Annotated in this window: 20 protein-coding genes; 9 read left to right on the top strand and 11 right to left on the bottom strand. The window is 68.6% G+C overall.

Annotated features, from left to right (window positions below):
- Positions 1–6: 6 nt before the first annotated feature.
- Positions 7–909: a proline iminopeptidase-family hydrolase gene (locus ACFLIM_RS33300; RefSeq protein ID WP_393172304.1), complete on the bottom strand. Its 903-nt coding sequence runs from the start codon at positions 907–909 to the stop codon at positions 7–9.
- Positions 910–1,090: 181 nt separating this feature from the next.
- Here ACFLIM_RS33300 and ACFLIM_RS33295 point away from each other — a divergent pair, with 181 nt between their 5' ends.
- Positions 1,091–1,870, top strand: coding sequence for a FadR/GntR family transcriptional regulator (locus tag ACFLIM_RS33295; protein WP_393172302.1), 780 nt, complete (start codon positions 1,091–1,093; stop codon positions 1,868–1,870).
- A gap of 49 nt (positions 1,871–1,919) precedes the next feature.
- On the opposite strand, the gene ACFLIM_RS33290 is transcribed toward ACFLIM_RS33295, so the two are convergent.
- Positions 1,920–2,825 carry a helix-turn-helix domain-containing protein gene (locus ACFLIM_RS33290; RefSeq protein ID WP_393172300.1) on the bottom strand — a complete coding sequence of 302 codons (906 nt, stop codon included), beginning with the start codon at positions 2,823–2,825 and terminating at the stop codon, positions 1,920–1,922.
- Positions 2,826–3,079: 254 nt separating this feature from the next.
- Between ACFLIM_RS33290 and ACFLIM_RS33285 the strand changes: the two genes are divergently transcribed.
- Entirely contained in the window at positions 3,080–3,805 is a 726-nt protein-coding gene (locus tag ACFLIM_RS33285; protein WP_393172298.1) for an alpha/beta fold hydrolase, read from the top strand.
- A gap of 201 nt (positions 3,806–4,006) precedes the next feature.
- On the opposite strand, the gene ACFLIM_RS33280 is transcribed toward ACFLIM_RS33285, so the two are convergent.
- From ACFLIM_RS33280 to ACFLIM_RS33260, 5 genes are read right to left on the bottom strand one after another with little or no spacing between them, the layout of a single operon-like run.
- The gene (locus tag ACFLIM_RS33280) at positions 4,007–5,080 is read right to left on the bottom strand and encodes an adenosine deaminase family protein (protein ID WP_393172296.1); all 1,074 of its coding nucleotides are present in this window, start codon (positions 5,078–5,080) and stop codon (positions 4,007–4,009) included.
- Positions 5,077–6,135: an extracellular solute-binding protein gene (locus ACFLIM_RS33275; RefSeq protein WP_393172294.1), complete on the bottom strand. Its 1,059-nt coding sequence runs from the start codon at positions 6,133–6,135 to the stop codon at positions 5,077–5,079. Before ACFLIM_RS33275 ends, ACFLIM_RS33280 begins: the two co-directional genes overlap by 4 nt.
- Positions 6,136–6,159: 24 nt before the next feature.
- On the bottom strand, positions 6,160–7,137 hold the full coding sequence (locus ACFLIM_RS33270; RefSeq protein ID WP_393172292.1) for an ABC transporter ATP-binding protein: 978 nt from the start codon (positions 7,135–7,137) through the stop codon (positions 6,160–6,162).
- Positions 7,134–7,925, bottom strand: a complete 792-nt coding sequence (locus tag ACFLIM_RS33265) for an ABC transporter permease (RefSeq protein ID WP_393172290.1) — start codon at positions 7,923–7,925, stop codon at positions 7,134–7,136. The genes ACFLIM_RS33270 and ACFLIM_RS33265 overlap by 4 nt, the downstream gene beginning before the upstream one ends.
- Positions 7,922–8,662, bottom strand: a complete 741-nt coding sequence (locus ACFLIM_RS33260) for an ABC transporter permease (protein ID WP_393172288.1) — start codon at positions 8,660–8,662, stop codon at positions 7,922–7,924. Before ACFLIM_RS33260 ends, ACFLIM_RS33265 begins: the two co-directional genes overlap by 4 nt.
- A gap of 215 nt (positions 8,663–8,877) precedes the next feature.
- Between ACFLIM_RS33260 and ACFLIM_RS33255 the strand changes: the two genes are divergently transcribed.
- Positions 8,878–9,822, top strand: a complete 945-nt coding sequence (locus ACFLIM_RS33255) for a LacI family DNA-binding transcriptional regulator (protein WP_393172286.1) — start codon at positions 8,878–8,880, stop codon at positions 9,820–9,822.
- Between the two features lie 246 nt (positions 9,823–10,068).
- On the opposite strand, the gene ACFLIM_RS33250 is transcribed toward ACFLIM_RS33255, so the two are convergent.
- Positions 10,069–10,443, bottom strand: a complete 375-nt coding sequence (locus ACFLIM_RS33250; RefSeq protein ID WP_393172284.1) for a MarR family winged helix-turn-helix transcriptional regulator — start codon at positions 10,441–10,443, stop codon at positions 10,069–10,071.
- A gap of 109 nt (positions 10,444–10,552) precedes the next feature.
- Between ACFLIM_RS33250 and ACFLIM_RS33245 the strand changes: the two genes are divergently transcribed.
- Positions 10,553–11,758, top strand: a complete 1,206-nt coding sequence (locus ACFLIM_RS33245; protein ID WP_393172282.1) for a serine hydrolase domain-containing protein — start codon at positions 10,553–10,555, stop codon at positions 11,756–11,758.
- Between the two features lie 172 nt (positions 11,759–11,930).
- Here the strand turns inward: ACFLIM_RS33245 and ACFLIM_RS33240 are convergent, their stop codons facing one another.
- Complete coding sequence (locus ACFLIM_RS33240; protein WP_393172280.1) at positions 11,931–12,389, bottom strand: MarR family winged helix-turn-helix transcriptional regulator; 459 nt, start codon at positions 12,387–12,389, stop codon at positions 11,931–11,933.
- 110 nt (positions 12,390–12,499) lie between these two features.
- Here ACFLIM_RS33240 and ACFLIM_RS33235 point away from each other — a divergent pair, with 110 nt between their 5' ends.
- The 3 genes from ACFLIM_RS33235 to ACFLIM_RS33225 all read left to right on the top strand — a co-directional run bounded on the left by ACFLIM_RS33235 (position 12,500) and on the right by ACFLIM_RS33225 (position 16,185).
- A complete protein-coding gene (locus ACFLIM_RS33235; RefSeq protein WP_393172279.1) occupies positions 12,500–12,952 on the top strand; it encodes a MarR family winged helix-turn-helix transcriptional regulator in 453 nt (150 codons plus the stop codon).
- A 274-nt stretch (positions 12,953–13,226) separates the two neighbouring features.
- Positions 13,227–14,732 carry an MFS transporter gene (locus ACFLIM_RS33230; protein ID WP_393172378.1) on the top strand — a complete coding sequence of 502 codons (1,506 nt, stop codon included), beginning with the start codon at positions 13,227–13,229 and terminating at the stop codon, positions 14,730–14,732.
- A gap of 25 nt (positions 14,733–14,757) precedes the next feature.
- On the top strand, positions 14,758–16,185 hold the full coding sequence (locus tag ACFLIM_RS33225; protein WP_393172277.1) for an FAD-binding oxidoreductase: 1,428 nt from the start codon (positions 14,758–14,760) through the stop codon (positions 16,183–16,185).
- On the opposite strand, the gene ACFLIM_RS33220 is transcribed toward ACFLIM_RS33225, so the two are convergent.
- Positions 16,157–16,618: a hypothetical protein gene (locus ACFLIM_RS33220; RefSeq protein WP_393172381.1), complete on the bottom strand. Its 462-nt coding sequence runs from the start codon at positions 16,616–16,618 to the stop codon at positions 16,157–16,159. The two genes, ACFLIM_RS33225 and ACFLIM_RS33220, sit on opposite strands and share 29 nt — an antisense overlap.
- Positions 16,503–17,009 carry an SDR family NAD(P)-dependent oxidoreductase gene (locus ACFLIM_RS33215; RefSeq protein ID WP_393172275.1) on the bottom strand — a complete coding sequence of 169 codons (507 nt, stop codon included), beginning with the start codon at positions 17,007–17,009 and terminating at the stop codon, positions 16,503–16,505. The genes ACFLIM_RS33220 and ACFLIM_RS33215 overlap by 116 nt, the downstream gene beginning before the upstream one ends.
- A 27-nt stretch (positions 17,010–17,036) precedes the next feature.
- On the opposite strand from ACFLIM_RS33215, the gene ACFLIM_RS33210 reads away from it, so the two are divergent.
- The gene (locus ACFLIM_RS33210; protein WP_393172273.1) at positions 17,037–17,516 is read left to right on the top strand and encodes an ATP-binding cassette domain-containing protein; all 480 of its coding nucleotides are present in this window, start codon (positions 17,037–17,039) and stop codon (positions 17,514–17,516) included.
- Positions 17,517–17,587: 71 nt separating this feature from the next.
- Positions 17,588–18,796 carry a cytochrome P450 gene (locus ACFLIM_RS33205; RefSeq protein WP_393172271.1) on the top strand — a complete coding sequence of 403 codons (1,209 nt, stop codon included), beginning with the start codon at positions 17,588–17,590 and terminating at the stop codon, positions 18,794–18,796.
- Positions 18,797–18,809 lie beyond the last annotated feature (13 nt).

Here is an 18,809-nt window from a genome sequence, read left to right as displayed (position 1 = left end):
CTCCCGTCAGTCGTTCTCGTCAAGAAACGCGCCGACGAGGCGGAGGTAGGACTCCTCCTCCTCGACATGCGGCATGTGGCTGGAGTTCTCGAAGATCTCCCAGCGCACATCGGGTATCCGGTCGGCGTACGGGCGCACCGTCGCCTCGGTCGCCTCGTCGTGGCGACCCGAGATCAGCAGCGTGGGCACCGCGACGCGGTCGACCCGGTCGATGATCGTCCAGTCTTTCAGCGTGCCGACCACGTGGAACTCGTTGGGGCCGTTCATGGTGTGGTAGACGGTGGGATCGGCCTCGATCGCGTCGAAGGTCGCCGTGACCTCGGGCGGGTTCGGCACGATTCTGCAGACGTGCCGCGCGTTGAAGACCGCCTCGGCGGCCTTGTAGTCGGGGTGGTCGGTGGTGCCGGCCGCCTCGTGCGTCAGCATCGTCTTCTGGACGTCGGCCGGCAGCAGTGAGCGCAGCCGGTTCGCCTCCGACAACCACAGTTCCATCGAGGCCGGCGAGTTCGCGATGACCAGCCCGCGCAGCCCCGCCGGTCGGCGTACCGCGTGCTCGGCCGCCAGCATGCCGCCCCAGGACTGGCCGAGGACGTGGTAGCGGCCGGCGATGCCCAGCGCGCCGAGCAGGTTGTCCAGCTCGTCGAGGAAGAGCTGGACCGTCCAGAAGTCGGCGCCCTTCTCGGGCAGATGCGTGGAATTGCCGATGCCGAGCTGGTCGTAGTGGACGACGGCCCGTCCGCTCGACGCGATGCCGGCGATGCTCAGCGCGTAGTTGTGCGCCGCGCCCGGGCCGCCATGCAGGACGACGAGCGGCGTCTTGGGGGACCGCAGGTCTCCAGTGACTCGGTACCAGGTCTGCCAGCCGCGGAAGTCGATGGCACCAGTCGAAGTAGGTTCTGGGATCGGCACCCTGCCTCCTTACCTTGATGCGTAGGATGTATGGATTAAAGGTCCGGCCACAAGACCTTTACCGGGTTTGTTTCACAGCGTTAACACGACGGAATCACCGGCCGCCGACTCTGATCAGTACGACCAGGGAGGACCCCTGACCGGCACATCGGATCCCGAGGGGCACGCTGAGCTGGCCCGCGTGCTCGGCCATGTCCTCGACGGCGCCGCCCCCGGCCCGGTGCTGGGGCCGGTGCGCCTGCCGACCGCCGCGGCCGAGGTTGCCGACCGGCTCATCACCGCGATCGCGATCGGCGAGTACCTCCCGGGCGACCGGCTGCCCGCCGAACGCGAGCTGGCCAGGATCCTGCACGTGGGCCGCTCGACGGTGCGCGAGGCGGTGGGCCGGCTGCTGGCCGTCGGCATCGTCGACATCCGGCGCGGCCGGCAGGGCGGCGCGTACGTGAGGGAGACCTGGACGAGCGCGTCGGCCGAGGCGGTCCGGCGCACCCTGCTGCCCCGCTGGGCGGAGCTCGAACAGCTCTTCGACCTGCGCTGCCTGGTCGAGGGGATGGTCGCACGGGTGGCCGCCCAGCGCCGCAGCGACGAGGACGCCGCGCGGATCCGCGCGGCGCTGGACCGGTTCGCCGCCGCGCGGACGCCGCAGGAGAAGCACGCCGCCGACATCGCCTTCCACCAGACCATCGTCGGATCGACCCGGAACCCCCAGATCGTCCGGCTCAGCCGCGACCTGCTCACCCAGGTGAGCCTCGGCTTCCCCGTCGAGCCCTACGACAGCGATCCCGCCGTCTACGAGCGTGCGCTCGCCGAGCACACCGCGCTGTGCGAGGCCATCACGGCGGGCGACGAGCAGCGCGCGGGCGAGATCGCCCAGGGCCACTTCGTCATCAGCAACGAGGCGGTGCGCGAGGTCCTGGCCCGCGGCCTGGGAACGACGGTCAGTCGCAGGCCTGGGTGCTGACCGCGCTGTTCGCCGAGGCCGGAGCCGTGTTCGGTGCCGCGTCGGGCGATCAGCGGGCGAATCCGCGGCTGTCGTCCGCGCGGTTGGCATCCGCTCGTACCTGTTGGCTGGTGGTTGTGCCTGGAGGCGCAGCCGGTGTCTGCGTGACGGAGGCGAGGAGTGCCAGCTTGTCGGCGTTGTCGGTGCCGAGGTCCGGGTGGTAGATGACGAGCGTCTGGCCTGCCGTGCCGCCGATGCCCAGCCGCTCCCGGTGCAGCTGTAGGTCGCCGAGCTGGGGGTGGTCGAAGTGCTTGGGTGCTCCTTCGCACGCGATGACGTCGTGGCGGGCCCAGAGCCGGCTGAAGCGGGGGCTGGCGAGGGAGAGCTCGCCGACGAGCTCGATGAACCGGGCGTCGTCCGTGTCGGTGCCGACGGACTCGCGGAAGCCGGCGACCATGCCCGGGGCGGCGTTCTCCCAGTCTGGGTAGAGGGCCTGCTCGGCGGGGTCGAGAAACAGGTCCCGCAAGCGGTTGGCTCCCGCCACGAGGCGCGGCGACAGAGCAGTCGCCAAGGCGTTGGCGGCGAGGACGTCGAAGTAGCGGCCCTCGACGTACGCGGGTAGCGGGAGCGTGGCGACGAGCTTGGCGATGCCCGCGGGGACGGTCTCCTTCCGGGGACGGCGCCGATGCCGCCGGGGTTTGTCGGCGCCAAGGCGTAGCAGGTATGCCGTCGCGTCGTCGTCGAGTTGCAACACGCGGGCGAGAGACTCAAGGACCTGCACGGAGGGGTTGCGGTCGCGGCCCTGTTCCAGGCGCAGGTAGTAGTCGGCGCTGATGCCGGCGAGCATCGCGACCTCTTCCCGGCGCAGGCCCGGCACGCGCCGTACCCCCAAGAGGGGGATACCGACCTGTTCAGGAGTGACGAGCTCACGGCGGGCTCGTACGAAATCGCCCAGCAGGTTCGATTCGTCGCTCATGTCTCCACTGTAATTTGCGCACCTGCGCGTGTGCCTGGTCCTGTCACCCCCAGGATCGCGGGGGCCCTGGCTCCGTCAGAGCCTGGTTGGCAGCCTGGTCAGCGGCCCACCGAGCCGACGTTCCCGCGAACGGAACGCCCACGATTACGGACGGCCCCACCGGCACCTGCCAGGAGGACGTCGGCGAACGCGGCTGGTGGTCCTCACCCTTCCGCGACTTCCAACGCGGGACAAGGACAGCAAGGAGCGAAACCATGGCAACATATCTGCTGGTACACGGTGCCTGGCATAGTGAACAGGCTTGGGAGCGGGTGGTCCCGTTGCTGGCATCGGCCGGACATAAGGTGGTCGCGCCGTCGCTGACCGGCTATGGCGACAAGGTGCACCTGGCCGGCCCCGAGGTGGGGCTTGACACGCACGTCGAGGACATCGTCCGGCTGATCACCGAGGAAGATCTCACCGAGGTGATACTCGTGGGACACAGCTACGCTGGGCTGGTCATCTCGTCCGCGGCCAATGAGGTCCCGGATCGGATCGCACATTTGGTCTACCTCGACGCGATGGTCCCGGATGACGGCGAGAGCGCGGCCGATGTCCAACCCGTATCCCAGGCCCTGATCGACCTCGCCTTGAAGTCCGACAGTGGCTGGCGGATTCCGCCGCTACCCGAGATGCCGCCGCCCGCGGGTCTGTTCGGGGTCACCGATCCCGCAGACGTCGCTTGGCTGCGCACGATGCTGTCGGATCAGCCGGTGCGCTGCCTCCAACAGCCGGTCCGGCTGGACAACCCGGCCGTGAACACGATCCCACGGACCCACATCCACTGCACTGTGGGCATGCCGGAGGGCGTTACCCATCGCCCCGTCCCCGCGATACAGCCCAACGGTACCCCAGCGCAGGTGTGGGAACTGGCGACCGGTCACGACTGCATGATCACCATGCCGGTCGAACTCACCGAACTGCTGCTCAAGCTCGGCTGACAGCGCCGGCCAGCAGTGCGATGTCGCTGAGGTCGGTCATGACCGATCGTGCGTCCGCGATCGTCGAGCCAGGCCAGGAATGCGGCGGCCTGAGTCAGCCGGTCTCGGGCGCCGCTGATCGAGGAGCATGCCCGTCAGCAGGGCGAACGGATCCTCGGGCAGGAGCCTGTCGCGGATCGTCGACCGCACGCAGCATGCCGATTACTCTACGCTCGCGAGTTCTCTCTCAAAGCGCTTGCGCAGCGCGTCCTTCTCAGGCTCCGGAAGCCAACACGCCTCCACCCCGGCCAGCGCCATCGCACGCAACCGCTCATCCTGTACGGCGAGCTGATCGGAGAGGATCCGATACTCGTTCGCCAGCGACGTCGGGAACATCCCAGGGTCGTCGGAAGCGGGAATGACGTTGAGCCCGGCCTCGAGCATCGCCGCGATCGACGCCCGCCGCCACGGCCGCCACGAGCGCCGCGAGGTGGTCGAGATGACAGTGAACGGGATCTGCTCGTCCCTGACCCTGGCGACGACCTCGTCGTCCTCGAGTACGAAGTAGCCGTGGTCGATCCGGTCGCACCCGAGCACGTCGAGGCAGGTGATCGTGTTGGCGGCGACGGGCGCGTGCTCGGAGGAGTGAGCAGTACGGCGGAGCCCGGCCTCACCGGCGAGCCGGAAGGCGGCCTCGAACCGCTCGGGCGGCCCGGCGGTCTCCAGGTTGTCCAGCCCGATCCCCGCCACGTAGTCGTGCGGGTTGTCCACAACCGTGCGTACCCAGGAGAGCGCCTCCTCGCCCGACGCGCTCCGGTCGATGGCCGCGATGAGCCTGCCCGACATGCCGAAGTCGCGTTCTGCCGTCCTGATGCCCTCGGCGTACGCCTCGATCACCGTGGCGTAGCCGAGCTTCTCCTGATGTTCGGTCAGCGCGTCGAAGGAGAGCTCGAGATGCCTGGTCGCGCTGGTCCGGTGGGCGTCCTCGAACGCCTCATAGGTGATCCTGGTGAGATCGTCAGCGTCGCGCAGGAGCCGGAGAACCCACGAGGACACCTGGAACAGCGAGTAGGAGACCTCGGGCTCGTCCGCGCTCCGACCCTGCGGAACCGGGATCCGGGTGTTCAGGTAGAGTGCCGGGTCCGGCGGAAGCGAGTTCACATCCGCGTAGATCCGCTCGGGTGTGTCGGGCAGGTCGAGCCCCTCCCGCCGGGCCAGCTCGGCGAAGGTCGAGGCGCGCACGGTGCCGATGAGGTGGCAGTGCAGATCGACCTTGGGCATCAGGTCGAGGTTCACTTGCCGGCCACCTCGCGGGTGAAGCGGTCGACCCAGGTGGCGCGGGTGTCGACGAGCTGGGCGGGGTCGAGGGTCTTGAATCCGGCGGCCACGGGGTCCTTCGCCGCCTCGCCCGTTACCTTGGCGATGTCGGCCGGGATCTCGGCCTTCGGGTTCGTGGGCAGGTCACCGACAGCCTTCGCCATGGCGCTCTGCGCCTCGGCCGACAGCATGTAGTCGATGAACCTCGCCGCTCCCTGCTGGTTGCGCGCGCCCTTGGGGATCATCGCCCGGTTGGTGGCCATGTAGCGGCCCTTGGCGGGAGCCGTCCAGGCGATCGGCTCGCCCGAGATGACAAGCTTGGTGGCGAAGCCGCTCAGCGCGTCGGCAGCGACGATCTCGCCTTGGGTCAGCAGGTTCGTGACCTCGGTCGAGGAGGTGTAGAACTGCAGGACGTTCGGCGCCCAGCCGGCCAGGGTCTGCAACGAGGTGTCGATGTCGTAGGGGCCCTTGCCGTACGACTCACCCACACTCGAGATCATGAGTTGTCCGGCGGTCACCGAAATATCGGGAAGCGCGACCTTTCCCTTGTTCGCCGCGTTCGCGAACAGCTCCCAGTCGGCGGCCTGCTTCTGGCTGAGCTTGCCGGTGTTGTAGATGATGCCGTTGAGCTGGTGCGTGTAGGCCGGCCCCTCGTAGGCGCCCTCGGTCGCGAACGGCGCGAGCTCCTTGATGTTGGGCACGTCGACCTTTTGGAAGAGGCCGTCCTTCTGCCCGAGTGCGGCGAAGTAGTCGGAGATCAGCACCACGTCCGCCTCGGGCTCACCCTTGGCGAGCTTCAGCTTCGACAGCCGGTCGGCGTTGGACCCGGTGTCCAGCTCGACCTTGATTCCGGTCTGCTTGGTGAACGGAGCGACGACCGCCTGCTCGAACTCCTTCACACCGAAGGGGAAGGTGCTGACGACGATGGTGTGCTGATCGGCCTGTTTCTCACCGGAGCTGGAGCCGGAGCCGGAACATCCGGCTGCGGCGAGCACTGTCAGAGCAGCGGCCAGTACGGCACGGCGCGTGGGCATGGGGTTCCTTCTTTCAGTGGGCTTTCAGCGGGCGACTGAGACCAGATGGTCATCTGGCGCGATCACCGTGACGCTCGATCCGGGTGTCAGGGTCGCGCCGCTGCGTACGTCGGCGAGCAGCCTGACGGTCGCGCCCGACGGGTCCACCACGTCGAGCGAGACCAGCAGGTCGACGCCGCGGAAGGCCACGTCGACCACCATCGCGTCAAGGCCGTGACCTGTCTCGACGATGCGCAGATGCTCGGGCCGGATGGTCAGAGGGGTGCCGTCGGCCGCGGTGAGGAAGTTCTCGTAGCCGAGGAACTCGGCGACGAAGCGGTCAGCCGGACGGGGGAAGACCTGCTGAGGAGAGCCCTGCTGCACGATCCTGCCCTCGTTCATGATGACCATCTCGTCGGACATCTCCAGCGCCTCGTCCTGGTCATGGGTGACGAGGATGACGGTCAGCTTGGTCTCCGCCTGGATGCGCCTGATCTCGGCCCGCATCTGGACGCGCAGGCGGGCGTCGAGGTTGGACAGCGGCTCGTCGAGCAGCAGGAGCTTGGGCCTGATCGAGATCGCCCTGGCCAGTGCCACCCGCTGCTGCTGCCCGCCAGAGAGCTTTTTCGGCTTGCGGTCGGCCAGGTGCGCGAGCCCGACGAGCTCGAGCGTCTCCATGACCCGCGACCGTCTCTCCGCGGATGGCACCTTGCGCAGCTTGAGCCCGTAACCGACGTTGTCGGCCACCGTCATGTGCGGGAACAGCGCGTACGACTGGAAGACCATCCCCAGATTCCGCTTCTCCGGCGGCGTGCGCGTGCTGTCGATCCCGTCGATGCGGATCGTCCCCGACGTCGGCGCCGAGTAGCCTGCGATCATCCTGAGCGTGGTGGTCTTGCCGCAGCCGCTCGGGCCCAGCAGCGTCGTCAGCTTCCCTGATGGCACGGCGAGGTCGATCTCATCGACGGCGGTGAAGGAGCCGAACCTCTGGGTGACTGCGATCAACTCGGCGGCGGCGGTCATTGGTTGATCCCTCCGAAGATCTTGGCGAATCCGACCGTGCGCTCGGCGATCATCGCGATGACCACGGTGGCGGCCAGAATGAGGGTGGAAGCGGCGGCGACCATCGGGTCATAGGACTGCTGCACGTAGTCGAGCATCGTCACTGGCAGCGTCCGGAGGTCGCGCCCCTGCAGCAGTAGCGACAGCGGCACGTTGTTGAAGGACGTGACCACGCTGAGCAACCCGGCGGAGAAGATGCCCGGACGCAGGAGGGGCAGCGTCACGTTGAAGAACGCGCGCAGCGGCGAGGCACCGAGACCCCGGGCGGCCTCCTCCAGAACGGGGTCGGCCAGCGCGAGCGAGGCGCCGGTCACGCGCACCGCATAAGGCAGCATCAGCGCCGTGTGCCCGACCAGCAGGGTGCTGAAGTTGTCCAGGTCCATGCCGATCATCAGCTGCTGGAACAGCGCTAGGCCGACGACCAGCTCAGGGACGATGAGCGGCGCCAGGAACAACCCCTCGACCAGGCCCTTGCCAGGGAGCTTTCCACGGTGGATGGCGAGCGTGACAGGCACGCCGATCAGCAGCGCGAGAGCGGTGGCGAGTACGGCGAGCTCCAGGCTGGAGATCGCCGCCTCGATGAACGGCTCGTAGCCGAGCGCCTCGTCGAACCAGCGCAGCGAGATACCGTCGGGCGGGAACCTCAGGGTGCTTCCCGCCGTGAAGGCGGTGGCGACCACGAAGATGATCGGCACGATCATGATGACGTAGCCGATGACCGCGAGCGCCGCTGTGATCGGCCGCTTCATGAGGTGGCCCCCTTCCGCCCGATCAGCGAGGACAGCCCGGAGACCAGGAAGACCAGGACCGTCATGATGAGCGCCGTCGCCGAGGCGGAGGCCCAGTCGAGCGTGGTGCTCGCGTAGTTGAAGAGCTGCGTGGAGAGCATCCGCTGGCTGGACCCGCCGAGCAGATAGGGCGTGGTGTAGGCGGTGACGGACCCCGCGAAGACCAGGGTGGCGGCCACCACGATGCCCGGCATGGTCAGTGGGATGACGACGTTCCACATCGTGCGGATCCTGCTGGCGCCGAGCCCTCGCGAGGCGTCGTCCAGGCCAGGATCGACCTGGGCGACGGCCGAGTAGCAGGAGATGATCGCCAGCGGCAGGAAGAGCTGGGTGAGGCCGAGGATGATCGCCAGCTTGGTGTAGAGCAGCTGCGGCGCCACGTCGACGATGCCGAGCTGGACGAGCAGTCGGCCGAGCGCCCCCTTGGAACCGAGAATCACCAGCCAGCCGAACGTCCGCACCACGTTGCTCAGCATCAATGGGAAGATCGCCACTGCCAGGAAGACTCCGCTCCAGCGTGACGGCGAGCGGGCGAGCCAGTAGGCGATGGGAAAGCCGAGGACGACGCAGATGATCGTGACAGCCAGGGCCAGTCCGACCGTGCGCCCGATCACCTCCAGATCGTAAGGATCCGTGAGCATCTCGCCCAGGCGCGCGAAGATCTCGCTGGTCGGCACATCCGGCGGCGCGAAGAGCATCGCGGCGGAGGGGATGAGGAAACCTGCGACGAGAAGGACGAGACCAGGCACCAATAGAAAGGCCGATTTGCGGGAGATGTCGGCGTCCTTTCTCAGTGGCGTACGCTTGGGTGGAACCGGTTGCGGAACCGGTTGCACGAGTCTGACCATAGATTATGAGCGGCCTCGCGCACAAACCTCCGTGTTAACTGCCTGTAACGACTCAAGGAGGATCAGTGCCGACACTCGCGGACGTCGCCGCGCTGGCCGGGGTTTCCAAGGCGACGGCCTCCCGCGCCCTGAGCCGGCCGGCCCTGGCCGCCCCGGAAACGGTGGCCCGCGTCCGCGCAGCCGCTGAGCAGCTCGGATTCGTCCCCAACCGGGCAGCCACCCAGCTGGCCCGCGGGAGGACCGGGGTGATCGCTGTCGTGGTGCCCACGCTCGACAACACCTTCTTCACCCCGATCATCGGCGGTGCCCAGGCGCGCGCGGCCGACTCGGGCATGCAGCTGACCATCGCGGTGCACTCTCTGGAGCACCCAGCCCAGCTCGCCGCGGTCGAGCAACTCGCGCACCAGGCCGACGGCTTCCTGCTTACCGCGCCCCGAGGTTCAGACGAGATCGTCCGCGCCGCCGCGTCGTTCAAGCCGACCGTGCTCATCGACCGCGAGATCGAGGGCATGACCTCGGCAGTCGCCGACACGGCCACCGCCTTCGGCGCGCTCGTCAGCTGGTTCGTCGAGAAGGGCCACGAGCGCATCGTCTACATCGGCGGCCCGGCGGGCTCCTGGCAGGATCGCCAGCGCCAGGCAGCCATCCGCGCCGCGGCCGAGTCGAGCGGCGCGACGCTGACCATGCTCGGCCCCTACCCCTCGACGTTCGCCGCCGGGGTGGGGACGGCAGAGGCCGTGGTGGCCGCCCGTGCCACCGCCGTAGTCCCCTACGCGACCTCGATCGGCCTTGGCCTCATGTTCGCCCTGCTCAGCCGCGGAATCCGCGATGTCGTGGTCAGCTCGGAGCGCATGGTCGTCGAGAGCCTCGGCTTGGGCGATGTCCCCTCGATCGACGTGGATGGCGAAAAGCTCGGCGAGGTGGCCATGGACCAGCTCATGACCCTCCTCGGCGAGCGCAGGGAGCCACCACCACCCACCAGACGTCGCCTCACCGTCCCGATCAGCTAGGCGGATCGTCCGCGCAGGGATCCGGTTCGCCTGGCGGCCCTCGCCGAGGAAGCTGTCCGGCTGGGAGCGGGCGTGCACACGCCACGGATCGGCGCCGGGGTGGCGGGCGGCTCCTGGGACCGGATCGAGCCGCTTATCAACCGGCAGCCGGCCGAGCGCGGCATCGCGGCCAGCGTCTACGACTTGCCGTAGCGATCCGAGGCGCTTGGCGAGATAGACGAGAACCATCCGTGTCCCCCTGCGAGTTCACGGGGCGCTGCGGCGTTTGCGGGGGGCGGCGGAGCGGGGCGGCTGGGCGCGCATGTGGTCGCGTACGCGAGTCATGATGTCGCCGAGGTGGCGCACGTCGTCGTCGGTCAGGGGATCGAACAGCAGGCGGCGGGAGAGCTGCACGTGGCCGGGCAGGACGCGTTCCAACAGGGCCCGCCCCTTGCTCGTGATCGTGACCAGGGTGGCGCGGTCGTCTTCGGGGGCGGGGCCGCGGGTGATGAGAGCGGCCTTTGCCACCAGGCCGGCCTGGTAGGTCAGGCCGCTGCGGCTGTAGACGACGCCGTCGGCCAGCTCGGTCATGGTCAGCGGGCCGGGAGCGTGGTAGAGGCGGGCCAGGAGCTGGAACTGCACGTAGCTGATGTCGCCGTCGGCGCGTAGCTGCTGTTCGACCTGGTGTTCGAGCAGGCTGACGGCTTCTCTGAGACTGCGCCAACACTTCGACGACCACTACCTGAGCCTCGTGCCGCCGGACACGCTGACCGGCGTGCTCAGCTCGGTGGCCCAGCGGCTGCGCGAGGACCTCGCCGACGTGCGGGCCGAGCCGCTGCGCCTGCGCGCGCGGGTCGCCGACCTGCGGGTCGAGGCGGCGACCGAGGCCGACCCGCCGTACCGGCTGCACACGCTGCGGTTGTATCCACTGGAGACGAAGGTCAAAGACCCGCGCGTGGCGGCACCGGCGACGCGTACCTCCGGTGCGGTGCCGGAGGAGGCTGCCGCGGTGGCCGCGGATGCGTTCGCCGAGCTGGGGCTGGTCGGCCTCATTGTGGCCGGCACGACCGGTGACGCCTCGGTGTGGGTGACCGCACGGGGCTGGGCGAGCCTCGACCAGGATGAGGTGCTGCTGCCCGAACACCGGTTTCCCGCGTACTCGATCACCAAGCTGATCACCGCGATCGCCGTCCTGCGGCTGGTCGCTGACGGGCGCGTGCGGCTCGACGAGCCCGCGAACGCGTACCTGCGCACCATCCGGCTCGCCGACGACGCCGTCACCGTACGGGAGCTCCTGTCCCATACCGGCGCCGTCGACAGCCCCGCGTCGATGTTCGCCGACCGCGTCCCCGACCTGGCCTCGGTTACCGGGCCGGTCGCGGCGTGCGGCGGCCCACGCGGCACGTTCGCCTACGGCCACGGCGGGTACGCGCTGCTCGGGCAGCTGATCGCCGACGTCACCGCATCGCGTTACGAGGACGCGGCCACCCGCATGGTGCTCGAACCCCTTGGGATGAGCGCTTCGTGGTTCCCGCGCAGCCGTCCGGCCACCAGAGTGACCACCGGCCACCGCCTCACCGACGAGGGCGTGTTCGAGCGCGCACCGACGCGGGTCTTCAAAATGCCGGCCGCGGGCGGTCTGTGGACCACGGCGGCCGACCTCGTCCACTTGGGCCGCGCCTGGTCCTCGCTGCTGCCCGACGCGCTCGCCCGCGAGGCGCTTCGGCCGCAGGCCGAGCGGAACGACGGCCCAGGTGGCCAGGCGGGCCTCGGCTGGATGCTCAACCTGCCCAAGGACATCGCCGGGCACCCCGGCGCCGGCTTCGGATTCTCCGCGTCCCTGATCGTCAGACCGGGGCTCGTCAGTCCGGGCGGCAGCCAGACCTGGGTCGTCCTCACCAACCGGCAGGTCTTGGTCGAACCCGTCAACGAGCGCCTGGCCCTCCCGATCGCCTGAGCACGCGCTGCCTCCCGTGGTGTTTCGCGATGGGTTCTGTCGTAGCACGCGAGGCCGATCCGTCCCGAAAGCGGGTTCAGCCATGGCGTTCACCTGGCGAGTCACATCACCGTCACATTCGCAGTCGCCGGTCGCAGTGGGGTTGGCGTACTCCCGATCACCGAATGACACATCAGTTGTGCTTGTCGCCGTGATGATCGACGAGGCGGGTGAGCAGGTCGATCAGGTTCCGCCGGTCGGCCGCGGGCAGCGGGGCGAGGAACTCGTCTTGGGCGGCGGCGACTAGCCGGTCGAGGTGGGTGAGTTGGCTTCGGCCTGCCGCGGTGATGGTGATGATGTTGCGTCGGCGGTCTTCTGGGTCGGGTGCGCGCTTGAGGAGTTGCCGTTCGGCGAGGTCGTTGACGGTCGCCACCATGTCGCTGCGGTCGATGCCGATGCGGCGACCGAGGGCGGCCTGGCTGGCCGGGCCGAACTCCTCCAGCGCGGCGAGCAGGGCGTAGTGGTAGCGCCGAACGCCGGCTTGGGCGAACGCTTGATCCACGAGCCGGTTGGCGATCAGTGCTGCATGGTTGGTCAACCTGCTCGGCAGCGTGCGCAGCCGCTGAGGCGGCGGTCCCTCTGGGGTGTTCACGTGGGCAAATCTAGCAAGTTGTTGGCCAAACCCACGATTAGCTGTAGTGTTGGCCGAGCCAATGTTGGCTTGACCAACATTCTGTTCTCATGACGCTGAGGAGCCCAGACATGACCACCATCGCTCAGCCGGCCGGGCCTGCCTTCGGCACCCAGGTCATCGGCCAGACGGAGAAGGCGCTCAACGCCATCCTGGAGCGGCAGCTGGCCGGGACCAGCCTCACCGAACCCCAGTGGGTGACGCTGACGCTGACCGTGGTCAGCGACGGAACTCTGTCCGGCGATGCCCTGGCCGAGCGGGTCGCCCACTCCTTGAAGGTCGCCCAGGCTACGGCGCACCAGCGCATCGTCGAACTGACGGCCGCGAACCTGGTCCGCACCAGCCCGGACGGCACCGTCGAAGCGACCGAGCACGGCAAGGCCCAGTGGAGCCAGGTCCGCGCCGCCATCACCCGGATCATCGAAAAGCTGTGGGGCGACCTGCCGGAGGAGGAATTGGCCGCCGCCGGCCGCGTCCTGAACACCGTCCTCTCCCGCGCGAACACGCTGCTGTCCGCCGCCTGAATCGCCTGGAACGCTTCGAAGCCCCGTCGGGCGCTGGATGAGTACCTGAACGTCCGCCCTGTCTATCGCGGCGGGTCTACTCCGGTCTGAGCCGCTCCAGCGCACCACCACCACCACGTCGCTGGATGGCGCTCGGCACCGTGGCCACCGGCCAGATCCCAACCTTCAACCACAATGCAAGGAGATTCCTGTGGCTACCGACGTCGGTACGGCGACACCACCGCGGGCGACCCGAAGGGAATGGCTGGGGCTGGCGGTCCTCGCGCTTCCCACCATGCTCATGGCCATGGACCTGACCGTGCTGCATCTGGCACTGCCCGCCCTCACCGCTGACCTGCGGCCCAGCAATACCGAGTTGCTGTGGATCGTGGACATCTATGGCTTCCTCACCGCCGGCTTCCTCATCACCATGGGCGCGATCGGGGACAGGATCGGTCGCCGGCGGCTGCTGATGATCGGCGCGTTCGCGTTCGGAGTGGCGTCGGTGCTCTCGGGATTCGCGGTCAATCCGGCGATGCTCATCGCCGCCCGGGCGCTCCTGGGCCTCGCGGGCTCCACACTGATGCCCTCCACCCTCTCCCTGATCCGGATCATGTTCCAGGACCCCAAGCAGCAGGGTGCTGCGATCGGGGCCTGGACCGGCTTCTTCGGTCTCGGCACGGTGATCGGGCCGCTGGTCGGCGGCACATTCCTGGAGTTGTTCTGGTGGGGCTCGGTCTTCCTGCTCGGCGTCCCGATCATGCTGCTGCTGATCGTGTGTGGCCCGATCCTGCTGCCGGAGTACCGGGATGAGTCAGTCGGCCGCCCGGACTTCATGAGCGCGATCCTGTCCATCGTCGGGGTCCTTGGCCTGATCTACGGTCTCAAGCGGATCGCCGAGGACGGTCTGCGCCTCGAGTCGGGCATTGCCATCGTCGTCGGCCTGGCGCTGGGGGCGCTCTTTATCTCCCGCCAGCATCGACTTGAGCAACCGCTGGTCAACCTCTCGTTGTTCCGTAGCAAACTGTTCGACAGCGCCCTTGGCATGCTCCTCCTTGCGACCCTGCTCAACTCGGCCGCGCAGTTCTTTGTCATGCAGTACCTGCAGGTGGCGCACGGGCTGCCCCCGATTGAGGCCGGGCTCTGGTCGCTGCCCACCACCATCGCGGTCATGATCGGCGCCATGGGGGCCCCTGCCCTCGCGAGCCGCATGAAGCTGAGCACGCTGCTCGCCGGTGGCCTGGTGGTCACTGCGGTCGGCATGGTGGTGCTGGCCCAGGTCAGTGGTCCCTCCGACCTGTATGTCGTGGTGGCAGGGGCGGCCGTCATCGGACTCGGGCTCGGACCGATGATCTCGCTGGGCACCGGACTGATCGTGGGAGCCGCACCGCCCGAGCGGGCCGGTGCCGCCTCCGCGATGGCGGCGACCGGCACCGACCTCGGCGCGTCGCTGGGCATCGCGGTGATCGGCAGCGTCGGCTTCGCGGTGTACCGGGCGAACCTGGCCGACAAGCTCCCCGAAGGGCTGCCCGACCGCGTCGTCGAGACGGCCAAGGACACCCTCGCCGCCGCTGTCAGCGTCGCCCGCGAGCTACCGGCCGTCCAGGGCTCCCCGCTGTTGTCGGTGGCCCGTGAGGCCTTTGTGTACGGCCTGCAGACGACCGCGATCGTCGGTGCGGTGCTCGCCGCGCTGTTGGCCACGGGGGCCGCGACGCTGCTGCGCAACGCGCGGATGCCGAGCCCTCCGTCGCCCAGGGAAACCGACGACCAGACGAACGCCTTCGAGAAGGCGCATAAGTGACATGCCGGAAAGGCGGATGATTGACATGCTGGATACGAACTCAACGGTCGACTGGCGCGACCTGGTGAGCCTGCGCGAGCTGATCCGGGGGCGCACACTCTACCCCGGTGACGAGGGCTTCGAGGAGGCCAGCTCCGGCTGGTTGCTGACGGTCAAGCACCGGCCCGCGGTGGTCGTGGTCGCCGCGGACGCCGATGACGTGGCCGCCGCCGTCCGGTTCGCGGCGGAGGCGGGACGCCCGGTTGCGGTGCAGTCGACCGGGCACGGCAAGTCGGTGCCCGCAGATGGAGCCGTGTTCATCGCCACCGGGGAGCTGCGCGAGCTGTCGGTGGACCCGCGTGCCCGCACCGCACGGATCGGAGCCGGGCTGCGGTGGGGCGAGGTGCTCGCCGCGGCGGCCGAGCACGGCCTCGCGCCGCTGAGCGGCTCCTCCGGCCAGGTCGGGGTGATGGGCTACCTGACCGGCGGAGGGCTTCCGCTGACCGGCCGCACGTATGGCTTCGCCGCCGACCACGTCCGCTCGCTCGACATCGTCACCGCCGACGGCCTGCTCCGCACGGTTTCGCCCGCCCAGGAGGCCGACCTGTTCTGGGCGGCGCGGGGTGGCAAGAGCAATTTCGGTGTCGTGGTCGCAGCCGAGATCGACCTGCTGCCGCTGCGCACCATCTACGGCGGTGAGCTCTGGTACCCGGGCGAGGATCCCACGCACGCCGCTCACGTGCTCGGCTCCTACCTGGCCTGGGCCAAGGAGCAGCCGGAGGAGATGTCGTCCTCGGTGACACTGATGCGTCTGCCTGATGCGCCGCAGCTGCCCGAGGAGTTCCGTGGCCGCTCGTTCGTGCAGGTCCGGGTGGTCTACACGGGGGACGAGGAGCAGGGCGCGCGGCTGGTGGAGCCGTTGCGTGCGCTCGGCCCGGAGAAGGACACCTGCGGCGCCATGCCGTACAAGCAGATCACCGAGATCTACCAAGACCCCAAGAACCCGGTCATGGCGCACCTGCGCAGCGCGTTGTTGCACGAACTGGATGACGAGGCCGTGGAGGAGCTGGTCTCGCTCATCGACCCGTCGACGCCCGGCGGCCCGTTCCCCGGCATCGAGCTACGTCACCTAGGCGGGGCGCTGAACCGGCCGCCCGGCCGCTCGCACGCGGTCAGCACCCAGGGCGCGGCCTTCCTCCTGTGGATGCGGATGCCGGCTCCGGCCGAGCAGGCCGACGCGGTGCGCAAGGCCGCCGACAAGGTGCTGGAGCGGCTCCGGCGGTGGGACACCGGCGCCACGCTTCCGGGGTTCCTGTTCGACCACGACTCGGCTCCCGAGCGGGTCAGGCGGGCCTACACCGAGGCGGACTACCGGCGGCTGGCTGCGCTGAAGGCGAAGTACGACCCGAACCACCTTTTCCGTATCAACCACAACATCCCGCCGTTCAGTAACGGTGAGCACACCCGATCCTGAACGGCGCAGGACATGAGGTAAGGATCGACATGTAATTCTCGACAGAGATGTCGGCGGCGGTGATCGAGCCCGCCAAACTCGCCGGGGCGCAGGCCACGATCGCGTGGAGCCGCCGGAGAGCGTCAGCTCGGCCTTGGCGCTGATCGGACGCATCACGGAAACCGACATCGCCGCCGACTGGTTCCGGGCGCAGCACTCGCGCATCGGCACCACCTCCTGACGGATTCGCCCGGGATCGCGGCCTGGCTGGACGCCGAGACGACGGCCCGCATCCTCGGTGCAGCGGGGTGACGGTGCCGCCGCGGGCTGCGAGCTTCTCACGCAGCAGGGTGTTGTCGTGGTGAAGGGCGGCGATCTCCTCGGCGGTCCCGAGCCGGTTGATGGGCTGGTTGGCTGCGGCCTCGGCGCGGTCGAGCTCTCCCTTGGCGATCATGTCGCTGACCATGGGGGGTGTCGATGGTGCCGGGGCAGACGGCGTTGATGCGGATGTTGCGCGGGGCGTATTCGAGGACGGCGCTGCTGGTCAGGCCGATGACTCCGTGTTTGGAGGCGTGGTAGGAGGCACGGCCGGGGATGCCGACGAGGCCGCCGAGGGAGGAGCAGTTGACGATGGCTCCGCTGCCTTGTGCGCGCATGTGCCGCAGTTCGTGCTTCATGCTGGCCCAGACACCGCGCAGGTTGATGGCGTTGACGCGTTCGAACCTGTCGGCGGGTTCGTCGGCGGCATCGCCGGGCGGGATCTGGATGCCCGCGCTGTTGTAGGGGGTCGCTGCAGCATCCGCCGAATCTCCAACACATTTGCCTGACCAGCGAGAACATGGCATCCGGGGTGGGGACGTCAGGAATCTCGGGTGTCAGAGGTCTTCAACGAAGCCGGCGGCGATGTCGTCGGGTGGCGCGCCAGGCCGGCGGAGGTCCCGGCGGCGATCAGGTCTGATGCGGTGTCGTGTCAGCGGCCGTGTCAGCACGGCAACGGCCCGGTATCAGAGCGGTCGGCGATGGTGGATGCCATGAACGGTTCAGCCATTACGGCCTCGGGGCTGCGAAAGGCATACAAAGACAAGATCGTGCTCGACGGCATCGACCTGGATGTCCGGACCGGCACGGTATTCGCTCTGCTCGGGCCCAACGGCGCTGGGAAGACCACGACGGTGAACGTGTTGACCACGCTGCTGACCCCCGACGCCGGGAAGGTGGTCGTCGCCGGGCACGACGTGGCTGCCCGCTGCGCTCGCGCCGCACGGTCATTGCAACGCAACATTGCATTCGCGCGCAGTGTCATTGCCTCAATTAGTGCTAATTACCTGCCTGAATGCACTTCCTCCAGTTGACAAGAATTCTGAATGCAACGCAGCTTTCGAGCTGTATCAAACACGAACTATCGCGAGATGAGGACAAGGTCATGAATGAATCCCTCCACACCGTCACGACGATGCCGACGGCGCGTCAGCCCGGCTGCCCCTTCGACCCGCCCAAGGAGCTGATCGAGGCCCGCGAGCACGGCCCCATCAGCCGATTCCCCTTCCCCGACGGGCACCAGGGCTGGCTGATCACCGGATACGACCTGGTCCGGTCGGTCCTGGCCGACCCTCGGTTCAGCTCACGCAAGGAGCTCATGCGCCACCACCCGCTGATCGACTACGGCGACATCGAGGTCCCGCCGGCGCCGCCCGGCGAGTTCCTGCTCATGGACGAGCCGCAGCACAGCCGCTACCGCAAGCCGCTGGTGGGCAAGTTCACCGTCCGCCGGATTCGGCTGCTCACCGAGCGCGTCGAGCAGGTCACCGCCGAGCATCTGGACGCGATGGAGAAGGCAGGGCCGTCGGCGGACCTGGTGACCGCGTTCGCCAAGCCCATCCCCGCCATCATCATCTGCGAGCTGCTCGGCGTGCCGTACGAGGACCGGGGTTCCTTCCAGGAGAACATCGACAAGTTCCTCGGCGGGGAGGTCGGCGACGAGGAACTGATCGCGGCCTACACCGCGACCCAGGCATACCTCGCGCAGCTGGTGGCCGCCAAGCGCGCCAACCCCACCGACGACGTGCTCAGCGACCTCATCGACAGCGATCTGACCGATGAGGAGCTGCGGGGGATCGCCCTGATCCTGCTGTCGGCCGGGTTCGACACCACCGCGAACATGCTGGCGCTGGGCACCTTCGCGCTGCTGCAGAACCCGGCGCAGCTGGCCGCGCTGCGCGCCGACCCCGGGCTCACCGACGGGGCCGTGGAGGAGCTGCTGCGGTATCTGAGCGTCGCCAAGGGTTTCGGGAGGGTGGCGCTGGAGGACGTCGAGCTGGGCGGCCAGACCATCAAGGCCGGCACGACGGTCCTTCTGTCGTACAACACCGCCAACCGCGACCCCGAGCGCTTCACCGACCCCCACGTGCTCGACCTGCGCAGGCAGGACGGCGGGCACCTGGCCTTCGGCCACGGCATCCACCAGTGCCTGGGTCAGCAGCTGGCCCGCGTCGAGATGCGGGTCGCGCTCCCCGCGCTGGTCAACCGCTTCCCCACGCTGCGCCTGGCCGTACCGGCTGAAGAGGTTGGCCTGCGCCCGGAGACCGCGGACATCTACGGGGTGAAGAGCCTCCCGGTCACCTGGGACGTGTGACCGCCAGCCAGTG

This window comes from Nonomuraea marmarensis, assembly GCF_043197025.1.
GTDB classification, from domain to species: domain Bacteria; phylum Actinomycetota; class Actinomycetes; order Streptosporangiales; family Streptosporangiaceae; genus Nonomuraea; species Nonomuraea marmarensis.
The sequence above is the reverse complement of the archived record's forward strand: the minus strand, read 5'-3'. Positions and strand labels throughout refer to the sequence as shown.

Bases quoted from the DNA above. Each gene is read 5' to 3' on its own strand.
- ACFLIM_RS33290 (WP_393172300.1), bottom strand. From the start codon at position 2,825: ATGAGCGACGAATCGAACCTGCTGGGCGATTTCGTACGAGCCCGCCGT.
- ACFLIM_RS33285 (WP_393172298.1), top strand. From the start codon at position 3,080: ATGGCAACATATCTGCTGGTACACGGTGCCTGGCATAGTGAACAGGCT.
- ACFLIM_RS33275 (WP_393172294.1), bottom strand. From the start codon at position 6,135: ATGCCCACGCGCCGTGCCGTACTGGCCGCTGCTCTGACAGTGCTCGCC.
- ACFLIM_RS33270 (WP_393172292.1), bottom strand. From the start codon at position 7,137: ATGACCGCCGCCGCCGAGTTGATCGCAGTCACCCAGAGGTTCGGCTCC.
- ACFLIM_RS33265 (WP_393172290.1), bottom strand. From the start codon at position 7,925: ATGAAGCGGCCGATCACAGCGGCGCTCGCGGTCATCGGCTACGTCATC.
- ACFLIM_RS33260 (WP_393172288.1), bottom strand. From the start codon at position 8,662: ATGCTCTTCGCGCCGCCGGATGTGCCGACCAGCGAGATCTTCGCGCGC.
- ACFLIM_RS33235 (WP_393172279.1), top strand. From the start codon at position 12,500: ATGACCACCATCGCTCAGCCGGCCGGGCCTGCCTTCGGCACCCAGGTC.
- ACFLIM_RS33230 (WP_393172378.1), top strand. From the start codon at position 13,227: ATGCTCATGGCCATGGACCTGACCGTGCTGCATCTGGCACTGCCCGCC.
- ACFLIM_RS33225 (WP_393172277.1), top strand. From the start codon at position 14,758: ATGCTGGATACGAACTCAACGGTCGACTGGCGCGACCTGGTGAGCCTG.
- ACFLIM_RS33220 (WP_393172381.1), bottom strand. From the start codon at position 16,618: ATGATCGCCAAGGGAGAGCTCGACCGCGCCGAGGCCGCAGCCAACCAG.
- ACFLIM_RS33215 (WP_393172275.1), bottom strand. From the start codon at position 17,009: ATGCCATGTTCTCGCTGGTCAGGCAAATGTGTTGGAGATTCGGCGGAT.
- ACFLIM_RS33205 (WP_393172271.1), top strand. From the start codon at position 17,588: ATGAATGAATCCCTCCACACCGTCACGACGATGCCGACGGCGCGTCAG.